At 32.5% G+C, this 18147-nt stretch carries 24 protein-coding genes, 1 tRNA gene and 1 other annotated feature; of the genes, 24 read left to right on the plus strand and 1 reads right to left on the minus strand.

Annotation, left to right across the window (positions count from 1 at the left end; all coding sequences use genetic code 11):
- The first annotated feature begins 9 nt into the window (after nt 1-9).
- The 5 genes from PY770_RS03375 to PY770_RS03395 are packed head-to-tail and all read left to right on the plus strand — an operon-like array spanning nt 10 to nt 2876.
- Complete coding sequence (locus PY770_RS03375) at nt 10-552, plus strand: 5-formyltetrahydrofolate cyclo-ligase (protein WP_041817711.1); 543 nt, start codon at nt 10-12, stop codon at nt 550-552.
- Nucleotides 539-1213 carry a rhomboid family intramembrane serine protease gene (locus PY770_RS03380; protein ID WP_318530827.1) on the plus strand — a complete coding sequence of 225 codons (675 nt, stop codon included), beginning with the start codon at nt 539-541 and terminating at the stop codon, nt 1211-1213. Before PY770_RS03375 ends, PY770_RS03380 begins: the two co-directional genes overlap by 14 nt.
- A gap of 26 nt (nt 1214-1239) precedes the next feature.
- Nucleotides 1240-1446, plus strand: coding sequence for a YqgQ family protein (locus PY770_RS03385; protein ID WP_103428729.1), 207 nt, complete (start codon nt 1240-1242; stop codon nt 1444-1446).
- A gap of 22 nt (nt 1447-1468) precedes the next feature.
- Nucleotides 1469-2434 (plus strand): ROK family glucokinase, encoded by a 966-nt coding sequence (locus tag PY770_RS03390; protein WP_103428730.1) that lies wholly within the window; start codon nt 1469-1471, stop codon nt 2432-2434.
- Between the two features lie 28 nt (nt 2435-2462).
- On the plus strand, nt 2463-2876 hold the full coding sequence (locus PY770_RS03395) for a rhodanese-like domain-containing protein (RefSeq protein ID WP_103428731.1): 414 nt from the start codon (nt 2463-2465) through the stop codon (nt 2874-2876).
- A gap of 71 nt (nt 2877-2947) precedes the next feature.
- Here PY770_RS03395 and PY770_RS03400 read toward each other — a convergent pair whose 3' ends face one another.
- Complete coding sequence (locus PY770_RS03400) at nt 2948-3124, minus strand: DUF3042 family protein (RefSeq protein ID WP_014081929.1); 177 nt, start codon at nt 3122-3124, stop codon at nt 2948-2950.
- 91 nt (nt 3125-3215) lie between these two features.
- On the opposite strand from PY770_RS03400, the gene miaA reads away from it, so the two are divergent.
- The 19 genes from miaA (at nt 3216) to priA (ending at nt 18135) form a co-directional block, all read left to right on the plus strand.
- A complete protein-coding gene (miaA, locus tag PY770_RS03405; RefSeq protein WP_014081930.1) occupies nt 3216-4127 on the plus strand; it encodes a tRNA (adenosine(37)-N6)-dimethylallyltransferase MiaA in 912 nt (303 codons plus the stop codon).
- 4 nt (nt 4128-4131) lie between these two features.
- On the plus strand, nt 4132-4650 hold the full coding sequence (locus PY770_RS03410) for a hypothetical protein (RefSeq protein WP_103428732.1): 519 nt from the start codon (nt 4132-4134) through the stop codon (nt 4648-4650).
- Nucleotides 4651-4713: 63 nt separating this feature from the next.
- A tRNA-Arg gene (locus PY770_RS03415) sits at nt 4714-4787 on the plus strand.
- 88 nt (nt 4788-4875) lie between these two features.
- Nucleotides 4876-4949: a sequence feature (ribosomal protein L21 leader region), on the plus strand.
- A gap of 20 nt (nt 4950-4969) precedes the next feature.
- Complete coding sequence (rplU, locus tag PY770_RS03420) at nt 4970-5278, plus strand: 50S ribosomal protein L21 (protein WP_041817715.1); 309 nt, start codon at nt 4970-4972, stop codon at nt 5276-5278.
- A gap of 5 nt (nt 5279-5283) precedes the next feature.
- Nucleotides 5284-5604 carry a ribosomal-processing cysteine protease Prp gene (locus PY770_RS03425; RefSeq protein WP_014081933.1) on the plus strand — a complete coding sequence of 107 codons (321 nt, stop codon included), beginning with the start codon at nt 5284-5286 and terminating at the stop codon, nt 5602-5604.
- Between the two features lie 25 nt (nt 5605-5629).
- A complete protein-coding gene (gene rpmA, locus PY770_RS03430) occupies nt 5630-5926 on the plus strand; it encodes a 50S ribosomal protein L27 (RefSeq protein WP_014081934.1) in 297 nt (98 codons plus the stop codon).
- A 114-nt stretch (nt 5927-6040) separates the two neighbouring features.
- Entirely contained in the window at nt 6041-6613 is a 573-nt protein-coding gene (gene efp, locus PY770_RS03435; protein ID WP_041817717.1) for an elongation factor P, read from the plus strand.
- A 33-nt stretch (nt 6614-6646) separates the two neighbouring features.
- Nucleotides 6647-7084, plus strand: a complete 438-nt coding sequence (locus tag PY770_RS03440) for an Asp23/Gls24 family envelope stress response protein (RefSeq protein WP_014081936.1) — start codon at nt 6647-6649, stop codon at nt 7082-7084.
- Nucleotides 7074-7484, plus strand: coding sequence for a transcription antitermination factor NusB (nusB, locus tag PY770_RS03445; protein WP_056957598.1), 411 nt, complete (start codon nt 7074-7076; stop codon nt 7482-7484). Before PY770_RS03440 ends, nusB begins: the two co-directional genes overlap by 11 nt.
- A gap of 150 nt (nt 7485-7634) precedes the next feature.
- The gene (locus PY770_RS03450) at nt 7635-8486 is read left to right on the plus strand and encodes a bifunctional 5,10-methylenetetrahydrofolate dehydrogenase/5,10-methenyltetrahydrofolate cyclohydrolase (RefSeq protein ID WP_103428733.1); all 852 of its coding nucleotides are present in this window, start codon (nt 7635-7637) and stop codon (nt 8484-8486) included.
- 2 nt (nt 8487-8488) lie between these two features.
- Nucleotides 8489-9835, plus strand: coding sequence for an exodeoxyribonuclease VII large subunit (gene xseA, locus PY770_RS03455; RefSeq protein WP_275046081.1), 1347 nt, complete (start codon nt 8489-8491; stop codon nt 9833-9835).
- The gene (locus PY770_RS03460; RefSeq protein ID WP_103428734.1) at nt 9835-10113 is read left to right on the plus strand and encodes an exodeoxyribonuclease VII small subunit; all 279 of its coding nucleotides are present in this window, start codon (nt 9835-9837) and stop codon (nt 10111-10113) included. The genes xseA and PY770_RS03460 overlap by 1 nt, the downstream gene beginning before the upstream one ends.
- The gene (locus PY770_RS03465; RefSeq protein WP_225424467.1) at nt 10113-10988 is read left to right on the plus strand and encodes a polyprenyl synthetase family protein; all 876 of its coding nucleotides are present in this window, start codon (nt 10113-10115) and stop codon (nt 10986-10988) included. The genes PY770_RS03460 and PY770_RS03465 overlap by 1 nt, the downstream gene beginning before the upstream one ends.
- 7 nt (nt 10989-10995) lie before the next feature.
- Complete coding sequence (locus tag PY770_RS03470; RefSeq protein WP_163600899.1) at nt 10996-11808, plus strand: TlyA family RNA methyltransferase; 813 nt, start codon at nt 10996-10998, stop codon at nt 11806-11808.
- A gap of 14 nt (nt 11809-11822) precedes the next feature.
- Nucleotides 11823-13520: a DNA repair protein RecN gene (gene recN / locus PY770_RS03475; RefSeq protein ID WP_163600888.1), complete on the plus strand. Its 1698-nt coding sequence runs from the start codon at nt 11823-11825 to the stop codon at nt 13518-13520.
- Between the two features lie 87 nt (nt 13521-13607).
- Nucleotides 13608-14225, plus strand: coding sequence for a guanylate kinase (gmk, locus tag PY770_RS03480; RefSeq protein ID WP_056957593.1), 618 nt, complete (start codon nt 13608-13610; stop codon nt 14223-14225).
- Nucleotides 14225-14428: a DNA-directed RNA polymerase subunit omega gene (gene rpoZ, locus PY770_RS03485; RefSeq protein ID WP_275045779.1), complete on the plus strand. Its 204-nt coding sequence runs from the start codon at nt 14225-14227 to the stop codon at nt 14426-14428. Before gmk ends, rpoZ begins: the two co-directional genes overlap by 1 nt.
- A 90-nt stretch (nt 14429-14518) precedes the next feature.
- The gene (gene coaBC, locus PY770_RS03490) at nt 14519-15715 is read left to right on the plus strand and encodes a bifunctional phosphopantothenoylcysteine decarboxylase/phosphopantothenate--cysteine ligase CoaBC (RefSeq protein ID WP_168848095.1); all 1197 of its coding nucleotides are present in this window, start codon (nt 14519-14521) and stop codon (nt 15713-15715) included.
- 14 nt (nt 15716-15729) lie between these two features.
- Entirely contained in the window at nt 15730-18135 is a 2406-nt protein-coding gene (gene priA / locus PY770_RS03495; protein ID WP_275045780.1) for a primosomal protein N', read from the plus strand.
- Nucleotides 18136-18147 lie beyond the last annotated feature (12 nt).

Genomic DNA, 18147 nt, shown 5'->3' on the forward strand with positions numbered 1-18147 from the left:
GGTGAAAAAATGAAAAGAAAAATCAGAAAAAGCATTTTAAATTTAATGAAAAAAATTCCAATTAATGAAGAATCGTTATATAAAAAATTGTTTGAATCAAGTTTATGGAACGATGCAAAAACAGTGGCCTTGACAATGAGTACTGATGATGAACTAAATACAATGCCAATTATCGAACGAGGGTTAGCTGAAAAGAAACAAATCCTAATTCCAAAAACTTTTGCAAAAGGTAAGATGGAATTTTTTGAATTCACCTCGATTAATGATTTATGTAAAACAAAATTTGGAATTTTAGAACCTAATGGAGAACAAGAACCAATTAAAAAAAATGAAATTGATTTAATAATTGTCCCTGGAATTGCATTTTCAAAAATAAATAATCAGAGAATTGGTTACGGTGGTGGGTTTTATGATCGTTATCTACAAAATTATCAAGGTAAAACAGTTAGTTTAGTTAGAAAAATTCAACTAGTTGATTCAAAATGGATCCCAGAATTAACTGATGTACCAGTTCAAAATTTAATAGTTGAGGAAATTAATGATGAAAAATAGTTTGGCTAAGAAACCCATTATTACATATTTTTTAATTGGAATAATGGTCATTTATTTTATATTTATGACATTTGCTGGTGGTACCAGTAATAATAACGTTTTAATTGAATTTGGTGCTGAATACAATCCTCTAATCAAAGCAGGTCAGATATGGAGATTAATAACACCAATCTTTATCCACATTGGATATCAACATTTAATTTTAAATATGATTGTTTTATACTTTTTAGGCAGTATAATAGAAAAAAATTATGGTCATTTTCGTTATTTGTTTATTTTTTTAGTTTCGGGAATCGTAGGTAATTTATTTAGTTTTGCTTTTGAAAATGGAATTTCAGCGGGTAGTAGTACCTCTATTTTTGGATTGTTTGGTGCTTATTTTGTTTTATATTTAAATTTGAAAAATAATACATTTATTCAAAATAATGCAAAAACATTTTTAATTTTTATAATTTTAAATTTTATTTTTGATTTATTTATTCCATCGATTAGCATAATCGGTCATTTAGGTGGATTAATTGGTGGCATTTTGATTAGTTTAGTTTTAGGAATAAAGGGATTTAAAACTTTAAATAAAAAATGCATAATATTTTATGCAAACGCTTTAATTATTGTTATAATGGTATTGTACTATATTGGTTTGTATCATTTACACAAATAAGATATTATTTAGGATGATAGCTATGTATGAAAACTTTATATGATGTGCAGCAACTTTTGAAAAAGTTTGGCATTTATGTTTATGTAGGTAAACGAATTTGGGACATTGAAGTGATGGCTTTGGAACTTGATCATTTATACAAAGCAAAGGTTATTTCTAATAAAGAATTTGTCTCAGCAAAATTAGTTTTAACTCATGAACATAAGATTGAAGAACTTAAAATAAAAAATTAAATAACGGTGGAGGTTTATAGTTATGTCAAAAAGTTTAATTGGTATTGATTTAGGTGGTACAACTACAAAAATGGCCTTTCTCAATGAAGATGGTGAAGTTTTAGAAAAATGGAGAATTTTGACTGATATTAGTGATAATGGAAGTCATATCGTTCCTAATATTATCAAATCAATTTCAAAACATATTGAAGATTCAGGTAAAACAACTGATGATTTTATTGGAATTGGAATGGGAACTCCTGGTGCTGTTAATCGTGAAAATGGAACTGTGTCAGAAGCTTTTAATTTAAACTGGAAAACTACCCAACCAATTCGTAAAGATATTCAAGCAGGTCTAGGTTTACCTTTTGATTTAGATAACGATGCAAACGTTGCTTCACTTGGTGAATATTGGAAAGGTGCTGGTAGTACCGAAGATGATATTGTTTTCGCTACTCTTGGAACTGGTGTTGGTGGTGGAGTTATTGCCAACGGTAAATTGCTTCATGGAGTAAACGGTGGAGCAGGTGAAATAGGTCATATTACTGTTCAACCAAATGGGTATTTATGTACTTGTGGTAAAAATGGATGTCTAGAAACTTATGCATCTGCAACTGGAATTGTTAGAGTAGCTGATGATATGGCTAAAGAATTCAATGGAACATCACGTTTGAAGGAACTTATTGATGATGGTGATGAAAAGATTACCTCAAAACTTGTGTTTTATCTTGCAGATAATGGAGATATTTTAGCTAATCAAGTCGTTGATCGGATTTGTTTCTATCTTGGATTAGCTCTTTCAATGATTGGTAATACGTTAAACCCAGCAAGTATTATTATCGGTGGTGGAGTTTCTAATGCGGGTAATACTCTATTACAACCTACTACTAAATACTTCCAACAAAATGCGTTTCCATCAGTTAGAGACTCAACTAAGATTAAATTAGCTAAACTTGGAAATGATGCTGGAGTAATTGGTGCTGCATCAATGGCATTACAGTTTAGATAAAAACTACTAAAGAATGGGGTAGATTTAAATGTCTGGTTTCGCCAGTTTTTTGAACTCAATTACCATGTTTTTAGTGGCAATTGTTGTTATTATTGCACTTTGGTCAGCGGTACATTATTTTAATGTATTTCGGACTAAGCGCTATGCTAAATTTCTTTCAGAAGATGAGTTTCGACAAGGAATTAGAAAGGCTCAAGTAATTGATTTAAGAGAAGCTAATGCTTTTTCTAATGGTCATATTATGGGTGCTCGTAATATTGCTTACTCAACCTTTAAAAATTTTTACACTGATCTTCGTCCTGATTTGCCAGTGTTTTTGTATGATCAAACTAAAACACTCAGTATGAGAGCAGCTAAATTTTTAAATAAAAAAGGTTTTAAAAACATTTCCATCTTGGATGAAGGTTACCAAAAATGGGATGGAAAAGTTAAAAAGGGTTAAAATTGATTCTTGAGTAAAATAAAAACCTTATCATAACCGTCATTACGATTGTGATAAGGTTTTTTATTTTGTTAACCTAAGTGTGAAGAACCAGATTTTCTTAATGATTTTTTACGGTTTTCTTCAGCTTTTTGTTCTTGTGATTCAATTGGTTCAACTACTGCTTTTTTAAATGAGAATAGAACTCCGGCGGTAAGACCAATCATAGTAGCTACACCAGTAGCAAAACCTTTTCCAAATTTATGCATAATAAACTAACCTCCATATTATTATTTCCATGTTTATTATGCGTTATTTAATGTAATATATCCAGTATCAGCTATGAGGTAAAAGAAGATTATGAAAAAAATATTAATTATTGTGGGACCAACGGCAGTTGGTAAAAGCGATTTAGCAATTAAATTAGCCAAAAAGTTTAATGGTGAAATCATTTCTGGTGATTCGTTACAAATTTATCGTAAATTAGATATTGGGACTGCAAAAGTCCAAACAAAAGACCAAGATGGAATTAAACATTATTTAATTGATACAAAAGAAATTGATGAGGAAAATAGTGTGGTTGATTTTGTTCATGATGCAGGGAAACTAATTAATCAAATCTCTAGTACTGGAAAGTTACCAATTATTGCAGGGGGAACAGGCTATTATATTCAAGCTTTGATTAATGGTTTAGCTTTAGGTGGAGAAAATAGTTCTGATAAAAAAATAAAAGCCGATTTAGAAAAAGAATTAGCCTCGACTAATAGTGAACATATGTGGAGTCAACTAAAAGAAATTGATCCCGATGCAGCCATAAAAATTCCAAAAACTAATTCTCGTAAAATCATTAGAGCTTTAGAGGTTTATAAAGCCACCGGTAAAAAATTCTCAGATCAGCAAAATCAGAAGAAACAATACGATGCCTTAATTATTGGATTAAATTGTAATCGAGCGTTACTTTATCAAAGAATTAATCAGAGAGTTGATTTGATGATGAAAAGTGGATTGCTTCAAGAAAACGAATGGTTATATGCAAATGGTGGGGTAAATAATCCTGCATGTAAAGGAATTGGTTATCGTGAGTTCAATGCATACTTTAACAATCATCAAAGTTTATCTGCTACAATAGATGCAATTAAACTTGATTCACGTCACTACGCTAAAAGACAGCTAACGTGGTTTAGAAATAAATTAAATACTAATTGGTTTAATTTAGTTGAACATCCAAATGAAATAAATGATATTGATTTATTAATCAGAAAGTGGAGATGATCCTTTGAATATCGAAACAATGTGTAAACAAACAGTTAATTTATATCGTCAGTATGATGCTAAACGTCAATTTATTTGGAAAGACACTGAACATTTATCTTCTATTTTAGTTTCTTTGAATATTCATTTAGGACAGTTAGCGGAAGTTTGCGGCCTAGACTATACTAAAATTGATGGGATTGCAGATTCATCTAAAGAATTACGGTTAGAAAAACTGGTTGTAGTGATGCAAGATTTTATTTTACTTTCAACTATTTGTAATTGGACAGATGAACTATCTATAAGCGAAAAGGAAACTAAGCGATTAACCATTTTACCCAAGGATGATAAAAACCAGTTGAACATCCTTTATTTATCAATTGAGAATATGTTGCTAAAATCTTTTTATGAGAAAGATGTAATTGCTTTTCGTCATGCATGGATTTTATTTCTTAAATGGGGTAAAACAGATTTGAATTTTACTGAGAATGAAATTCAAGTTGCATTTCAGAAAAAAATAGAAAAAGATTTGAAACTTATTTAATTTCCTATTGACTTAAGGTTATAAAATTCATATAATTATTATTGTTCTGTTAAAGAACAATATGTCGCAGTAGCCCAGTTGGATAGAGCAACGGTCTTCTAAACCGTAGGTCGAGCGTTCGAGTCGCTCCTGCGACATTTTTAAAAGAAATACTTAATGCATTTCTTTTTTTATTGACTTTTTTAGTTTATTATTATATAATAACTATGTTGTACTTGTGAACTCTCACAGCTACAACCGCACATTATGAGTATTAAGTCCGTTTTCGGCGCTCAGCTATGGCGAGTCTAAGCATATTATTTTAAGGAGGTGCATGTACATGTACGCAATTATCGTTACAGGTGGAAAACAATACAAAGTTTCTGAAGGTGAATCAATTTTCGTTGAAAAATTAGATGCAGCTGCAGGTGACAAAGTAACTTTTGACCAAGTTGTATTTGTTGGTGGAGACAATGCTAAAGTTGGAACTCCATTAGTAGACGGTGCTTCAGTTGAAGGATCTGTTGAAAAACAAGGTAAACAAAAGAAGATTACTATCTTCCGTTACAAACCTAAGAAGGGTTCTACTTCTAAAAAAGGTCATCGTCAACCTTACACTAAAGTTAAGATTGAAAAAATTAACGCTTAATTATTATGATTAAAGCAAAGTTTAATTCTCAAAAAAATCTAATTACTGGATTTACATTATCTGGTCATGCAGATTCTGGCGAGTATGGGCATGATATTGTTTGTGCTGCTGTTTCTGTTCTATCAATTTCAACGGTTAATGGTCTAAGCCAGGTCGCTGGTATTAAACCAATGGTTGATCAAGATGAAAAAAATGGCGGTTATCTGGCTGTAACAATTAAAGATATAGATTTAGATAACATTCGAGTACAAGCATTATTATTATGCTTTAAAAATGGTATTAGTGATATTGCAAAACAATATGATCAATACATTAAAGTTCAATAAATTTTAATATGGAGGTGTATCGCACATGCTTAAAATGAATTTACAATTCTTCTCTCACCATAAAACCGGTGGTTCATCATCTAACGGTCGTGACTCAGCTGGTCGTCGTTTAGGTACTAAGGCTGCTGATGGTTCAACTGTTACAACTGGTTCAATCATTTACAGACAACGTGGAACTCACATCTATCCAGGTGTTAACGTTAAACGTGGTTCAGATGATACTTTATTCGCACTTGCTGATGGTGTCGTTCGTTTCGAACGTTTAGGAAGAGACAAACGTCAAGTTTCTGTTTATCCAGAAGCTGAAACTGCAAATAAGTAAATAAAAATTTGAGACTCGCTTAATCGTGAGTCTTTTTTTATGCAATTAGCTAATTCACTTGATTTAGACTAGTTATAATTGATATGATTGAAAGTAAATATAGGGGGCTTTATTATGGCTATTTCAACTGCAAAATTTAAAAACGGATTGACTATCGAAGTTGATAATGCAATCTGGAAGATTTTAGAATTCCAACACGTTAAACCTGGTAAGGGTGGAGCTTTTGTTCGTACTAAACTTAAGAACTTAAGAACTGGTGCTGTTCAAGAAAAAACTTTCCGTTCTGGTGCTAAAATGGAAAAAGCAGAAATCAATACTATGAAGATGCAATATCTTTATGATGATGGTACTGGTTTAGTATTTATGGACAATGACACTTTTGATCAAATTACAATTCCACGTGAAGATTGTAAGGAAGCAATGAAATACTTACAACCCAACATGGAAGTTCAAATCATGCAATACAAGGGTGAAACTCTTGGAATTGAATTACCAAAGACTGTTAGCCTTGAAGTTGCTGCTACTGAACCAGGAATCAAAGGTGATACTGCATCTGGTGGTTCAAAACCAGCTACTATGAGTACTGGTGTTACGTTACAAGTTCCTTTCTTCGTTAACCAAGGTGATAAATTAATTATCAATACTACTGATGGTTCTTACATTTCACGTGACAAAGAAAGTAAATAAAAAATAATTATTCTTGAATTGGAGGCTATGAAAATGGCAACAGAAGAACAATTTATTACTTTAGATAATAAAAAAAGTGATTTAGGTAAAATTAAAGTGGCACCCAATGTTATTGAAGTGATTACCAGTATTGCAACAACTGATGTTGATGGTGTTAACAAAATGCGAGGCAACTTTTCTTCAAGTGTTCAAGGATTATTTGGTAGAAAAGAACGTAGTCACGGAGTTAAGCTAGTGTTTAATGATGATGATAACTTGGATGTTGATGTATTTGTTTACCTTGATTATGGAGTTTCAGTTCCTAAAGTAGCACTTCAAATTCAAGATCAAGTTAAGCAACAATTACTTTTCATGACTGATTTACAGGTTGGTTCTGTCAATGTTCATGTTGAAGGTGTAGTTCCTGAAAAGGCTACAAAAGTTGATACTGATAGCTTGTTCGACAATGATGGAGAAAAAAGTGAAAATTAACAGACATCAAATCAGAGAATATGTATTTCAAACTTTATTTGCAATGCAAAGTAATGATGAATTAAATTTAGATTATTTTTTTAAATATCTAACTGACAATGATGAAGCAGTTGCACCAGATTACTATAAAGAATTAGTTAATGGTGTTGAAGATAATAAAGAAAAAATCGACAAAATTATTGAATCATATTTAGATTCAAAATGGACGCTTAATCGTCTTAATAAGTCAGATTTAATCATTCTTGAAATTGCAATCTACGAAATGAAATTTGTAGAAAATGTTCCAGCAAAAGTTGCTATTAATGAAGCACTTGAATTATCAAAGAATTTTAGTGATGACAAGTCAATTAACTTTATTAATGCTATCTTAGATAAAATTATGAACGATACTGAAAAATAATTCTCAAACGCCACAAGAATCCTACGATAACAGCTCAAAAGCTACTATCGTAGGATTCTTGTTTTTTTTATAATTATATTTTGTTTAATCAAGGTGTTTAATTTTGGAATATGCTAAAATTAAGTTAAAAATGAAGTGCGGGGATTCAACATGGTAAAAATAATTGATGGTCGAAAAGTCGCAAAACAATTAAATGAGTCTACGAAACAAAAAGTTCGTGAACTAGCAAAAAAGGGTGTAACCCCTGGTATAGCAGTTATTTTAGTTGGAAATAACGATGCTAGTAGAAGATATGTTCATATGAAGGAAAAGAAAGCAAATGAATTAGGGATTAATTCAATTATGAAGACTTTTTCGGAAGATGTTAGTGAGAAAGTAGTAATTGATACAATTAATAAATTGAATAGTAATCCCAAGGTTAATGGAATTCTAGTTCAATCACCTTTACCAAAACATATTAATGAACAAAAAGTAATTAATACAATTTCACCCGAAAAAGATGTTGATGGCGTTAATCCTATTAATATTGGAAATTTATTCTTAAATTTGGATGAAAAATATCCAGTTGCTTGTACACCCAAAGGAATAATGACGTTACTAGAAAAATACCAAGTAAATCTAGATGGTGCAAAGGTGGTAATTGTTGGTCGTAGTTCAATTGTAGGGAAGCCAATGTTGGCTTTGATGTTGACTGCAAATGCAACAATTACAGTAGTACATAGTCATACTAAAAACTTGAAAGCTTATACCCAAGCTGCTGATATTGTTATTTCTTCAGTTGGAAAATATAAGACTCTTGAAGATAAAGATTTTAAACCAGGCGCCTATGTAATCGATGTAGGGCAAAATTTAGATTCAAATGGTAAATTAGTCGGTGATGTTAATTACGACCCTAAAACAAGTAAAATTGGCTATATAACGCCTGTTCCTGGGGGAGTTGGTCCAATGACGATTGCCACGTTAATGCAACAAACTGTCGAGATGTGTGAATGGGGACTTTAATAATGAATCATGATTATTTAACGGTTACTGCTTTAAATCAATATATTCATAAAAAATTTGAAAATGATCCATATTTGAGTAAAGTTTACGTAACTGGTGAACTATCAAATTGGAGAAAACGTCCTGGACATCAATACTTTGTTATTAAAGATGATCATTCCGTAATCAGTGCAGTGATGTGGAAAGGTTCTTTTGCCAAAGTTAAGTTTGAACCGGAAGAGGGAATGAAAGTTCTCATTACAGGTCGAGTTACCTCGTTTGCCAAGAGTGGGCAATATCAAATTTATGTTGAATCAATGGAACCTGATGGAATTGGTAATTTATACTTAGCCTACGAACAACTAAAGAAAAAGCTTTATGCTGAAGGTTTATTTGACGAAAACCATAAGCAAATTATTCCTAAATATCCTAAACGAATTGCCGTTGTGACATCACAAAGTGGAGCCGTAATTCGAGATATCATTGATGCAGTTCGTAAACGTGATCCACACATACAAGTTGTCCTTTATCCCGCAGCTGTACAAGGAGAAGGTGCTGCTCAAGAAATTGCTAAGCAAATCGAAAATGTTAATCAAAACGGTAATTTTGATACTTTAATCATCGGACGTGGTGGTGGATCAATTGAAGATTTATGGCCATTTAACGAAGAAATTGTTGCTAGAGCAATTTATGATAGTAAAATCCCCATCATTTCATCCGTTGGACACCAAACAGATAATACTATTGCTGACTTAGTTGCTGATCAAAGGGCTTCGACTCCGACTCAAGCTGGGGTCATCGCATCGCCAGAGTTAACTGATGTGATTTCAAACATCCGTAATTTACAAAATAGTTTAGAAAATTCAATGCGAAATCTTATCAAAATTGACCAACAAAGATTAAATCACCTACAACAAAGTTATGTTTTTCAAGATCCAAGCCGTTTATACGAGTCATATAGTCAACAAGCTGATTTATTAACGGATAAATTATTGAGCGCATTCAAAGAGCAACTAAAGCAAAAAGAAAATAAATTAGTACTTATACGAAGTAAACTAGCTGGTTCGTCACCTCATAATCTACTAATTGATAAACAAAATCAGTTAAAGTACTTAGATGCCAATCTAAAACAAAATATAAAAGCAATTTATTCTTCAAAAAAGGACCAGTTGCGGAATAAGGTCGATGCATTAGATCATTTGAGTCCTTTGAAGATCATGGCACGTGGATATGGGATGGTAAAAGATTCCGAAAATCATATTATTAAAAAATTAACCGATGTTAAAATTGGAGAAACAATTACCGTTGATTTAAGCGACGGAAATATTGAAGCAGATGTTTCCAAGATAAACCAGGAGAGTGGAAAATAATGGCAGAAAAAAAAGTTTCATTTGAAGAAAACATGACTAAGTTAGAACAAATTGTAAATGAATTACAAAGTGGCGATGTTCCTTTAGAAAAAGCTTTAACTGAATTTCAAACTGGAGTTAAGTTAAGTCAAGAAATGCAAAAGACCTTGGAGAATGCCGAAAATACTTTAACTAAAATGGTTAATCCAGATGGGGAAGAAGTTCCTTTTAAACGTGATAAGGGTTATGAAACACAAGAACCAGCAAAAGCAAATGAAAGTGGAGATTTACCATTTTAATGAAATTTAATCAGAAAAAATTAAATCGATTTCAAACTGAATATATTCCTAAAATTGATGCAGTTTTAAGTAAAGAAATTAAAAATTCATCAAATGAAAATCTATTAGTAAACTCGATGCAATATTCATTAATGGCTGGGGGTAAAAGATTACGTCCATTACTTGTTTTAGCAGTATTGGAATCGTACGGAGTCAAAATCACCGATGAATTGATTAAAATTAGTTGTGCAGTTGAGTTGTTGCATACCTACTCTTTAATTCATGATGATTTGCCTGAGATGGATAATAGTGATTATCGCCGTGGCAAACTTGCAAACCATAAAAAATTTGGTGATGATATTGCCGTTTTAGCTGGTGATGGGTTATTGACTTTAGCTTTTTCCTGGTTATCGGATAATTCTTTACCTGCTTCTCAAAGAATTAAGCTAGTCTCATTGTTATCAAATGCTGCTGGCCCAAAGGGAATGGTAGAAGGTCAAGTTATTGACGTTACTTCAGCAGAAAAGACTTTGGATTTGGTTGGTTTACAAACTTTAGATCGTAAAAAAACGGGTGAATTATTTCATTACTGTATTTTAGCTGGATCCGTTTTGGCAAAAGTAGATGAAGCAGACCAACAATCTTTATCGGAATTTGCTTGGAATTTTGGAATTGCTTTTCAAATTTATGATGATATTTTAGATGCTCCTACTGATGAAACTCAGGAAGATATTGACAAGAATACTTATGTCAATTTTTTAGGAATGCAAGGTGCAAAAACAAAACTTAGTGAAACTGTGGAAAATTGTATAAAAGAATTAGAAAAATTAGAAAATGCGCAGTCAATTGATTTGTTAAAATCATTTTTATCGTATTTTCAATTTGGAAAAGGATAATATGGCAATCGAAAAAGAAAGAATTGATGTTTTATTAGTCAAACAAGGTTTGTTTGACAGTCGTGAACAAGCCAAAAGAGCTGTTATGGCTGGTGATGTTCTAGGAAAAAATGAAGAACGGTTGGATAAACCGGGAGTTAAAATCCCTGTTGATACTAAACTTCACTTAAAAGGTAATGTTATGCCTTATGTTAGTCGAGGCGGTCTTAAATTAGCTAAAGCTTTAAAGAGCTTTGGTATTTCAGTCGCTTCAAAAACAGTTTTAGATATTGGATCTTCGACTGGTGGATTTACGGATGTTATGCTTCAAAATGGCGCTAAGATGAGTTACGCCCTTGATGTTGGAACCAATCAACTGGTTTGGAAACTTCGAACAGATTCGAGAGTACATGTAATGGAAAATACTAATTTTCGTTATAGTAAACCTGAAGATTTTTCCGATGGGCTTCCAGATTTTGCCTCAATTGATGTTTCATTTATCTCATTACATTTGATTTTGCCACCATTGAAAAATATTTTAAAACCTGAAGGTGAAGTAGTGGCTTTAATCAAGCCGCAATTTGAAGCTGGAAAAGAAAATGTTGGTAAACATGGAATTGTTCGTGATTCTAAAGTTCACAATGAAGTTATAAATAAAGTAATTGGCTTTGCAATTGATTCTGGTTTTTCCGTTTTAGGTTTAGACTTTTCGCCAATCAAAGGTGGAGAAGGTAATGTTGAATTTTTGATTCACCTAAAATCAACCGAAAAACCTAGTATTAATCCGAATGTTTCTGCTAAAGAGGTTCAAGATCGAGCCTATAAAAACCTAAATAATTAATTGGAGGCACCGTTTTGTTAAAAGAGATTTCAATTAAAGATTTTGCAATCATTGACAATTTATCAATCAATTTCGAATCTGGTATGACAGCTCTAACTGGTGAAACTGGTGCTGGAAAATCAATTATTATTGATGCAGTCGGTTTACTGGCTGGCGGAAGAGGTTCGCAACATTTCATTAGAACTGGTGCGAATAAGTCAATTTTACAAGGACTATTTGATATTCCTCACGATGGGACTACGGCAGCAAAATTAGATGAGTTTGGAATTGACCACGATGATGATAGTGTAATCTTACAACGTGAATTGTTTAAAAATGGCCGAAATATCTGTCGGGTTAATGGCATGCTTGTTAATACAAATACGTTGAAAAAAATTGGAGAAACTTTAGTCGATATTTATGGACAAAATGAACATCAAACTTTGATGCAAAACGATAAACATATTTTGTTGTTAGATGAATTTATTGGTTCAAAATTAAAAGATGTATTAGAAAAATATCAATTACAGTACCATTTGTATCTTAAATTAAAAAAACAACTTGCTAATAAGAACCAAAACGAAAAAGAATGGGCCCAAAGATTAGACATGCTACAATATCAGGTCAATGAAATTGAAAACGCGGATCTAATTGATGGTGAGGAAGAAAAATTAGTTGCAGAAAAAAATAGTTTAAATAATTTTCAAACTATTAACCAAAACTTAAATCAAGCATTAACAAACATCGAAGGCGACGATAATATAAGTCCCTTAGATATGATTGGTGATGCAATGAGTTCTATTGAAGATATTGAGGAATTAGATAATTCATTTACTTCAATTTCAGAAAACATTAAAAGTGCTTTTTATATGTTACAAGATGCCAGTAAAGAAATTTCTAATCAAATGGATACTTTGGAGTTTGATCCCAATCGTTTGGAAGAAGTTGAAGCTCGTCTAAGTACAATTTATGAATTGAAACACAAATATGGAGATTCAATTCGGCAAATTTTGGCATACTACGAAAAAATTTCAGCTGAATTACAAGAAATGCAGTCAGAAGAAAATAGTGGTAGTGATTTAGAAACCCAACTAAGAAAATGTATTTCTGATTTAAATGAACTTGGTGGTCAACTTACTGAAATTAGACATCAAGGGGCTAAAAAACTTAAAAATAAGATCCAACAACAGTTGTCAGACTTATATATGGATAAGACCGAATTTGAAGTTCACTTTAAACAATTACCTAAGGATACTTTTTCTTCTAAAGGGGTTGAAACTGTTGAATTTTATATTCAAACCAATCCTGGAGAGGCTATGCAGCCACTTAATAAAGTTGCATCTGGTGGGGAACTTTCACGAATTATGTTAGCTTTAAAAACTATTTTCTCTAAACTTCAAGGGGTTACATCAATTATTTTTGATGAAGTAGATACTGGAGTTTCTGGTAGAGTGGCACAAGCAATTGCTGAAAAGATTCATCATATTAGTATGAAATCACAGGCATTGTGTATTACCCATCTCCCTCAAGTTGCGGCGATGGCTGATCATCAATATTATATTGCTAAACACGTTGATGCTAATAACCGTACTGAAACTAGTATTGAGTTGCTTAGTGGTAAATCACGCGTTAAAGAATTAGCAAGAATGCTTGCTGGGGCAACCGTCACGAAGTTAGCAATTGATCATGCTGAAGAGCTTTTAAAATTAGCTGATGCTGAAAAACACAAATAAAATTAATTTTTAATCTAAAATATCTTGATTATTACTAGTAAAAAAGCGATAATGTTCGTACTAAGTAAAATTGAAGGAGCTGTTTTAATGGCAAAAAGAGGAATGCTAATTGTTCTTTCAGGACCGTCTGGTGTTGGAAAAGGAACAGTTAGAAAAGCACTATTTGAGGACCCTGAAGTTGATTTTAATTACTCAATCTCTATGACTACCAGAAACCCTAGAGAAGGCGAAAAAAATGGTGTAGATTATTATTTTGTTTCAAAAGAACAATTTGAAGAAAACATTAAAAATGGCGAAATGCTTGAATATGCAAAGTACGTCGATAATTACTATGGAACACCATTGAATTATGTAAACGAACAGTTAAATGCTGGTCATGATGTTTTTTTAGAGATTGAAGTTAATGGTGCACTTCAAGTTCGTGCTAATTGTCCAGACGGAGTCTTTATTTTCCTAACTCCTCCAGACATTAAAGAACTAAGAAGCCGTCTAGTTGGTCGTGGAACTGATGATTTAGAGGTCATTAATAAACGAATTCAAAAAGCTTCTAAAGAAATTCGAATGATGCAAAACTATGATTATGCGATTGTAAATGATAAAATTAAAAATGCTGTTGAACAAATTAAAGATATTGTTAAAAGTGAAAGATTAAAGGTTAATCGTGTAATGCCAGATTACCTTGATAGTTTAGGAGATGAAATTTAATGTTATACCCATCAATTGATAAATTATTAGAAATTGTAGATTCACGTTATTCACTTATTATGCTTGCTAGTAAACGTGCTGAAGAATTAGATCAATGTGCAACCCCAATGCTTTCACATTATGAAAATGTTAAGTCAGTTGGAATGGCACTTGAAGAAATTGCTGCCGGTGTCTTAAAAATTGAACCTGAAAATAATAAATAACCAGTAAACCATTACGTTCGCGTAGTGGTTTTTATTTATCTTATTAGTAATTATTGTATAATTAAGATATTGAAAACTCTGGGGGACGTAATGCAAAATAAAAAAATAGTTTTATATGTAACAGGAAGTATCGCTGCTTATAAATCGGTGTATTTGTTGCGTCTTTTCCAAAAACAAGGGGCAGACGTTAAAGTTGTAATGACGCCTTTTGCTGAAAAATTTGTTTCGCAGTTAACTTTTGCTTCATTAGCTAAATGTCCTGTCTATTCTGAATCCAATTTTACTAATCATGGGGAAACTATTGATCATATAGAATTAGCTAAGTGGGCTGATATTTCTGTTGTTGCACCAGCTTCAGCAGATTTTATTGCAAAAATGGCAAATGGGATTGCCGATAATTTTGCTTTAACCACTTTATTAGCGACTGATACCTCAAAATATGTAGTTCCTGCAATGAATGATGTAATGTGGAATAATTTTGCTACCCGAAAAAACATTGAAACTCTAGAGCAAAATGGAATTAAAATCCTAAATCCTGAATATGGTAGATTAGCTGAGGGTTATAAAGCGAAAGGACGTATGATTGAACCAGAAGAAATTGTACAAACAATTTATGCATCTGATAATCCTAAACTATTGTCCGGCAAAAATGTTTTAATTACTGCTGGGGGAACAATTGAAGACATTGATCCAGTTCGTTATATCTCTAACCGCTCAACTGGAAAAATGGGATATGCTTTAGCTGATGTTGCAGTAAAACAAGGTGCTAATGTTACATTAATTAGTGCAAATTGTCATCTACAAGTTCCTGAAAACATAAACTTCATCAAGGTTAAAACTAGTGATGAATTAAAAAATTCGATTTTAACCAAATTACCTAAAAATGATGTTTTAATTATGGCAGCGGCCGTAAGTGATTTTAAGCCAGTTCACGTTGCTAAACAAAAAATAAAAAAAAGCGATGACAGTAATGAACTTGTTCTTCATTTACAAAAAACGGATGACATCTTAAAGTTAGTTGCTGATCAGAAGAAAGCAAACCAAGTCATCATTGGTTTTGCTGCGGAAACCAATGATGTTAAACGAAATGCCAAGTTAAAATTGGAAAAGAAACATTTAGATTTGATTGTTTTAAATGACGTATCAAATCAAAAAATCGGTTTTGGTAGTGATGATAACCAAGTAACGATCATGAATAAAAATGGAATTTTAAAACAAACTGGAATTGAAAGTAAAGAAAAAATTGCAAAAACAATTATTAATGTGATTAAACAACAATTGGACTAGTTAGGAGGGAATAGATGCAAATTGCAAATATTATTGTAGATGTTCCTACCATGCAAACTAACTCACCATATTCATATTTAGTTCCAAAGGACTTACAATCATCTCTAAGTAAGGGAATGCGTGTAGTTGTACCCTTTGGAAAAGGAAATCGAAAAATTGAAGGTTTTGTGGTTGGAATTGAACCACTAACTAATCAAGACCCAGCGAAGTTAAAAGAAATTAGTTCAATTATGGATTTTGAGCCAGTCTTAGATGAAGAATTATTAGATTTATCAAAATGGCTTGCTGATAAAACCTACGCTTTTCGAATCAGTTGTTTATTAACGATGCTTCCTAATGTGATGAAAGCCAAATACGCTAAAGCCGTTAAGAAAAATCATTCGCTAACAAATCAAGCATTAAATCAAAAAGTTTCTGATAATTTGATGACACCCTTCGATGATAAACATTTCACTGAAAAAGAACTTAATCAATTGATTTTAATGCAAAAAAAAGGTGATGTTGAAATCGAATACGTGGTGAAGAACGAAGCTAAATCCAAAGTTGAATTAGCAATTCAAAACCAAATTAATGATTTTAGTGGAGTTCGAAAGCATTTAAAAACCAATGCCTCTGCGCAACATCACTTATTGGATTTTCTGGAAAAACATCCAAAAGAAAAATTAGTCCAAAAAAAAATCATTGAAAAAGACGGTATTTCGCCATCAGCGATTAAAGCTTTTTTTAATAAGGGATGGATAAACAAAATCCAAGTTGAAAAATATCGTAATCCCTATAAACATGAACTCGTCCGAGATCATCCTAAACGCTTAACTCCAGAACAGGAAAAAGCTGTTTTAGAAATTGATCAGGCAATCAAAAAGAAAAAGACAGAAACTTTCCTAATTGAGGGGGTAACTGGTTCAGGTAAAACGGAAATCTACCTACAAAATATTCAAACGGCTTTAAACGATGGACGACAGGCGTTAATGTTAGTCCCAGAAATTGCTCTAACTCCACAAATGGTTAATCGGGTTAAAAATCGGTTTGGAAATCAAGTTGCCATTATTCATAGTGGACTATCCAATGGGGAACGATACGATGAATGGCGAAGAATTAGAGATGGTAATGCTAAGGTAGTAGTAGGGGCTCGTTCTGCCGTGTTTGCTCCCTTACAGAATATTGGAATTATTATTTTAGACGAAGAACACGATACTAGTTATAAACAAGATGAAAACCCTCGTTATCATACTCGTGACGTGGCAATTTGGCGTTCAAAATACCATCATTGTCCCGTTGTCTTAGGGAGTGCGACTCCTTCATTAGAATCTCGTGCAAGAGCGGGAAAGGGTGTCTATCACTTTATTAGATTGACAAAACGAGTTAATCAACAACAACTTCCCGAAGTTGAAATTGTCGATATGACTAAAGAAGTCGCAAAAAGCGGCGATATCTTCTCTGAAGAATTACTTCAGGCTATCAATGAAAAACTCACTAAACATGAACAAGTTGTTTTAATGCTTAATCGGCGTGGATTTTCTTCATTTATGATGTGTCGTGACTGTGGCTATGTCTTGATGTGTCCTAATTGTGATATTTCACTTACAATGCATTTAGATAGCCATACGATGAAATGTCATTATTGTGGTTTTGAAGAGCCAATTCCAAATGTTTGTCCGAAATGTCATAGTCATAACATTCGTTATTTTGGTACTGGAACGGAAAAAGTTGAACAAGAACTTGCCAAAATCTTACCTCAAGCACGAATTTTACGGATGGACGTTGACACGACTAAACGAAAAGGAGCCCATGAACGTATTTTAAATGAATTTGGCGAGCAAAAAGCAGACATATTATTAGGAACCCAGATGATCGCTAAAGGGTTAGATTTTCCTAATGTAACTTTGGTAGGAGTCTTAAATGCTGATACAGGTTTAGATTTGCCGGATTTTAGAGCTAGTGAACGAACATTTGATTTATTAACTCAAGTAGCAGGCCGAGCTGGACGAGCGGATAAAGCAGGTAAAGTTATTATTCAAACTTTTAATCCAGAGCATTATGCAATTCAGCTAGTTAAAAAACAAGATTATGAGACCTTTTATAAAAAGGAAATGAAATTGAGACATTTAGCTGGCTATGCACCATATTATTTTACTGTTAAATTAACGGTTAGTTCGACAAAAGAACAACAAGCTGCAGGGAAGTCTTATGAAATCTTAAAGTATCTTAAAACGCAGTTAAGTCATAAGACAATGATTTTAGGACCAACACCTCGTCCAATTGCGCGAATTAAAAATCGTTATTATTATCAAATAATTATTAAGTATAAAGTTGACAAAAAATTAAGTCCTGCTTTAAAGCAAATTTTACAAAGTTCACAACAAGAAGCGCGAAAAGGTCTTCGAATTGCTATTGATTCTGAACCAGTTAACTTTATGTAATGGAGGAAACGA

The sequence above is a fragment of the Fructilactobacillus sanfranciscensis genome (assembly GCF_029023685.1).
GTDB lineage: Bacteria > Bacillota > Bacilli > Lactobacillales > Lactobacillaceae > Fructilactobacillus > Fructilactobacillus sanfranciscensis.

What these genes read in the sequence shown, in the direction of transcription:
- PY770_RS03450 (WP_103428733.1), top strand. Translation starts at nt 7,635, where the DNA reads ATGGTAAAAATAATTGATGGTCGAAAAGTCGCAAAACAATTAAATGAG.
- PY770_RS03385 (WP_103428729.1), top strand. Translation starts at nt 1,240, where the DNA reads ATGAAAACTTTATATGATGTGCAGCAACTTTTGAAAAAGTTTGGCATT.
- efp (WP_041817717.1), top strand. Translation starts at nt 6,041, where the DNA reads ATGGCTATTTCAACTGCAAAATTTAAAAACGGATTGACTATCGAAGTT.
- rplU (WP_041817715.1), top strand. Translation starts at nt 4,970, where the DNA reads ATGTACGCAATTATCGTTACAGGTGGAAAACAATACAAAGTTTCTGAA.
- PY770_RS03400 (WP_014081929.1), bottom strand. Translation starts at nt 3,124, where the DNA reads ATGCATAAATTTGGAAAAGGTTTTGCTACTGGTGTAGCTACTATGATT.
- PY770_RS03390 (WP_103428730.1), top strand. Translation starts at nt 1,469, where the DNA reads ATGTCAAAAAGTTTAATTGGTATTGATTTAGGTGGTACAACTACAAAA.
- miaA (WP_014081930.1), top strand. Translation starts at nt 3,216, where the DNA reads ATGAAAAAAATATTAATTATTGTGGGACCAACGGCAGTTGGTAAAAGC.
- gmk (WP_056957593.1), top strand. Translation starts at nt 13,608, where the DNA reads ATGGCAAAAAGAGGAATGCTAATTGTTCTTTCAGGACCGTCTGGTGTT.
- PY770_RS03380 (WP_318530827.1), top strand. Translation starts at nt 539, where the DNA reads ATGATGAAAAATAGTTTGGCTAAGAAACCCATTATTACATATTTTTTA.
- PY770_RS03395 (WP_103428731.1), top strand. Translation starts at nt 2,463, where the DNA reads ATGTCTGGTTTCGCCAGTTTTTTGAACTCAATTACCATGTTTTTAGTG.
- PY770_RS03465 (WP_225424467.1), top strand. Translation starts at nt 10,113, where the DNA reads ATGAAATTTAATCAGAAAAAATTAAATCGATTTCAAACTGAATATATT.
- rpmA (WP_014081934.1), top strand. Translation starts at nt 5,630, where the DNA reads ATGCTTAAAATGAATTTACAATTCTTCTCTCACCATAAAACCGGTGGT.
- PY770_RS03375 (WP_041817711.1), top strand. Translation starts at nt 10, where the DNA reads ATGAAAAGAAAAATCAGAAAAAGCATTTTAAATTTAATGAAAAAAATT.
- rpoZ (WP_275045779.1), top strand. Translation starts at nt 14,225, where the DNA reads ATGTTATACCCATCAATTGATAAATTATTAGAAATTGTAGATTCACGT.
- coaBC (WP_168848095.1), top strand. Translation starts at nt 14,519, where the DNA reads ATGCAAAATAAAAAAATAGTTTTATATGTAACAGGAAGTATCGCTGCT.
- PY770_RS03425 (WP_014081933.1), top strand. Translation starts at nt 5,284, where the DNA reads ATGATTAAAGCAAAGTTTAATTCTCAAAAAAATCTAATTACTGGATTT.
- PY770_RS03440 (WP_014081936.1), top strand. Translation starts at nt 6,647, where the DNA reads ATGGCAACAGAAGAACAATTTATTACTTTAGATAATAAAAAAAGTGAT.
- xseA (WP_275046081.1), top strand. Translation starts at nt 8,489, where the DNA reads ATGAATCATGATTATTTAACGGTTACTGCTTTAAATCAATATATTCAT.
- PY770_RS03460 (WP_103428734.1), top strand. Translation starts at nt 9,835, where the DNA reads ATGGCAGAAAAAAAAGTTTCATTTGAAGAAAACATGACTAAGTTAGAA.
- priA (WP_275045780.1), top strand. Translation starts at nt 15,730, where the DNA reads ATGCAAATTGCAAATATTATTGTAGATGTTCCTACCATGCAAACTAAC.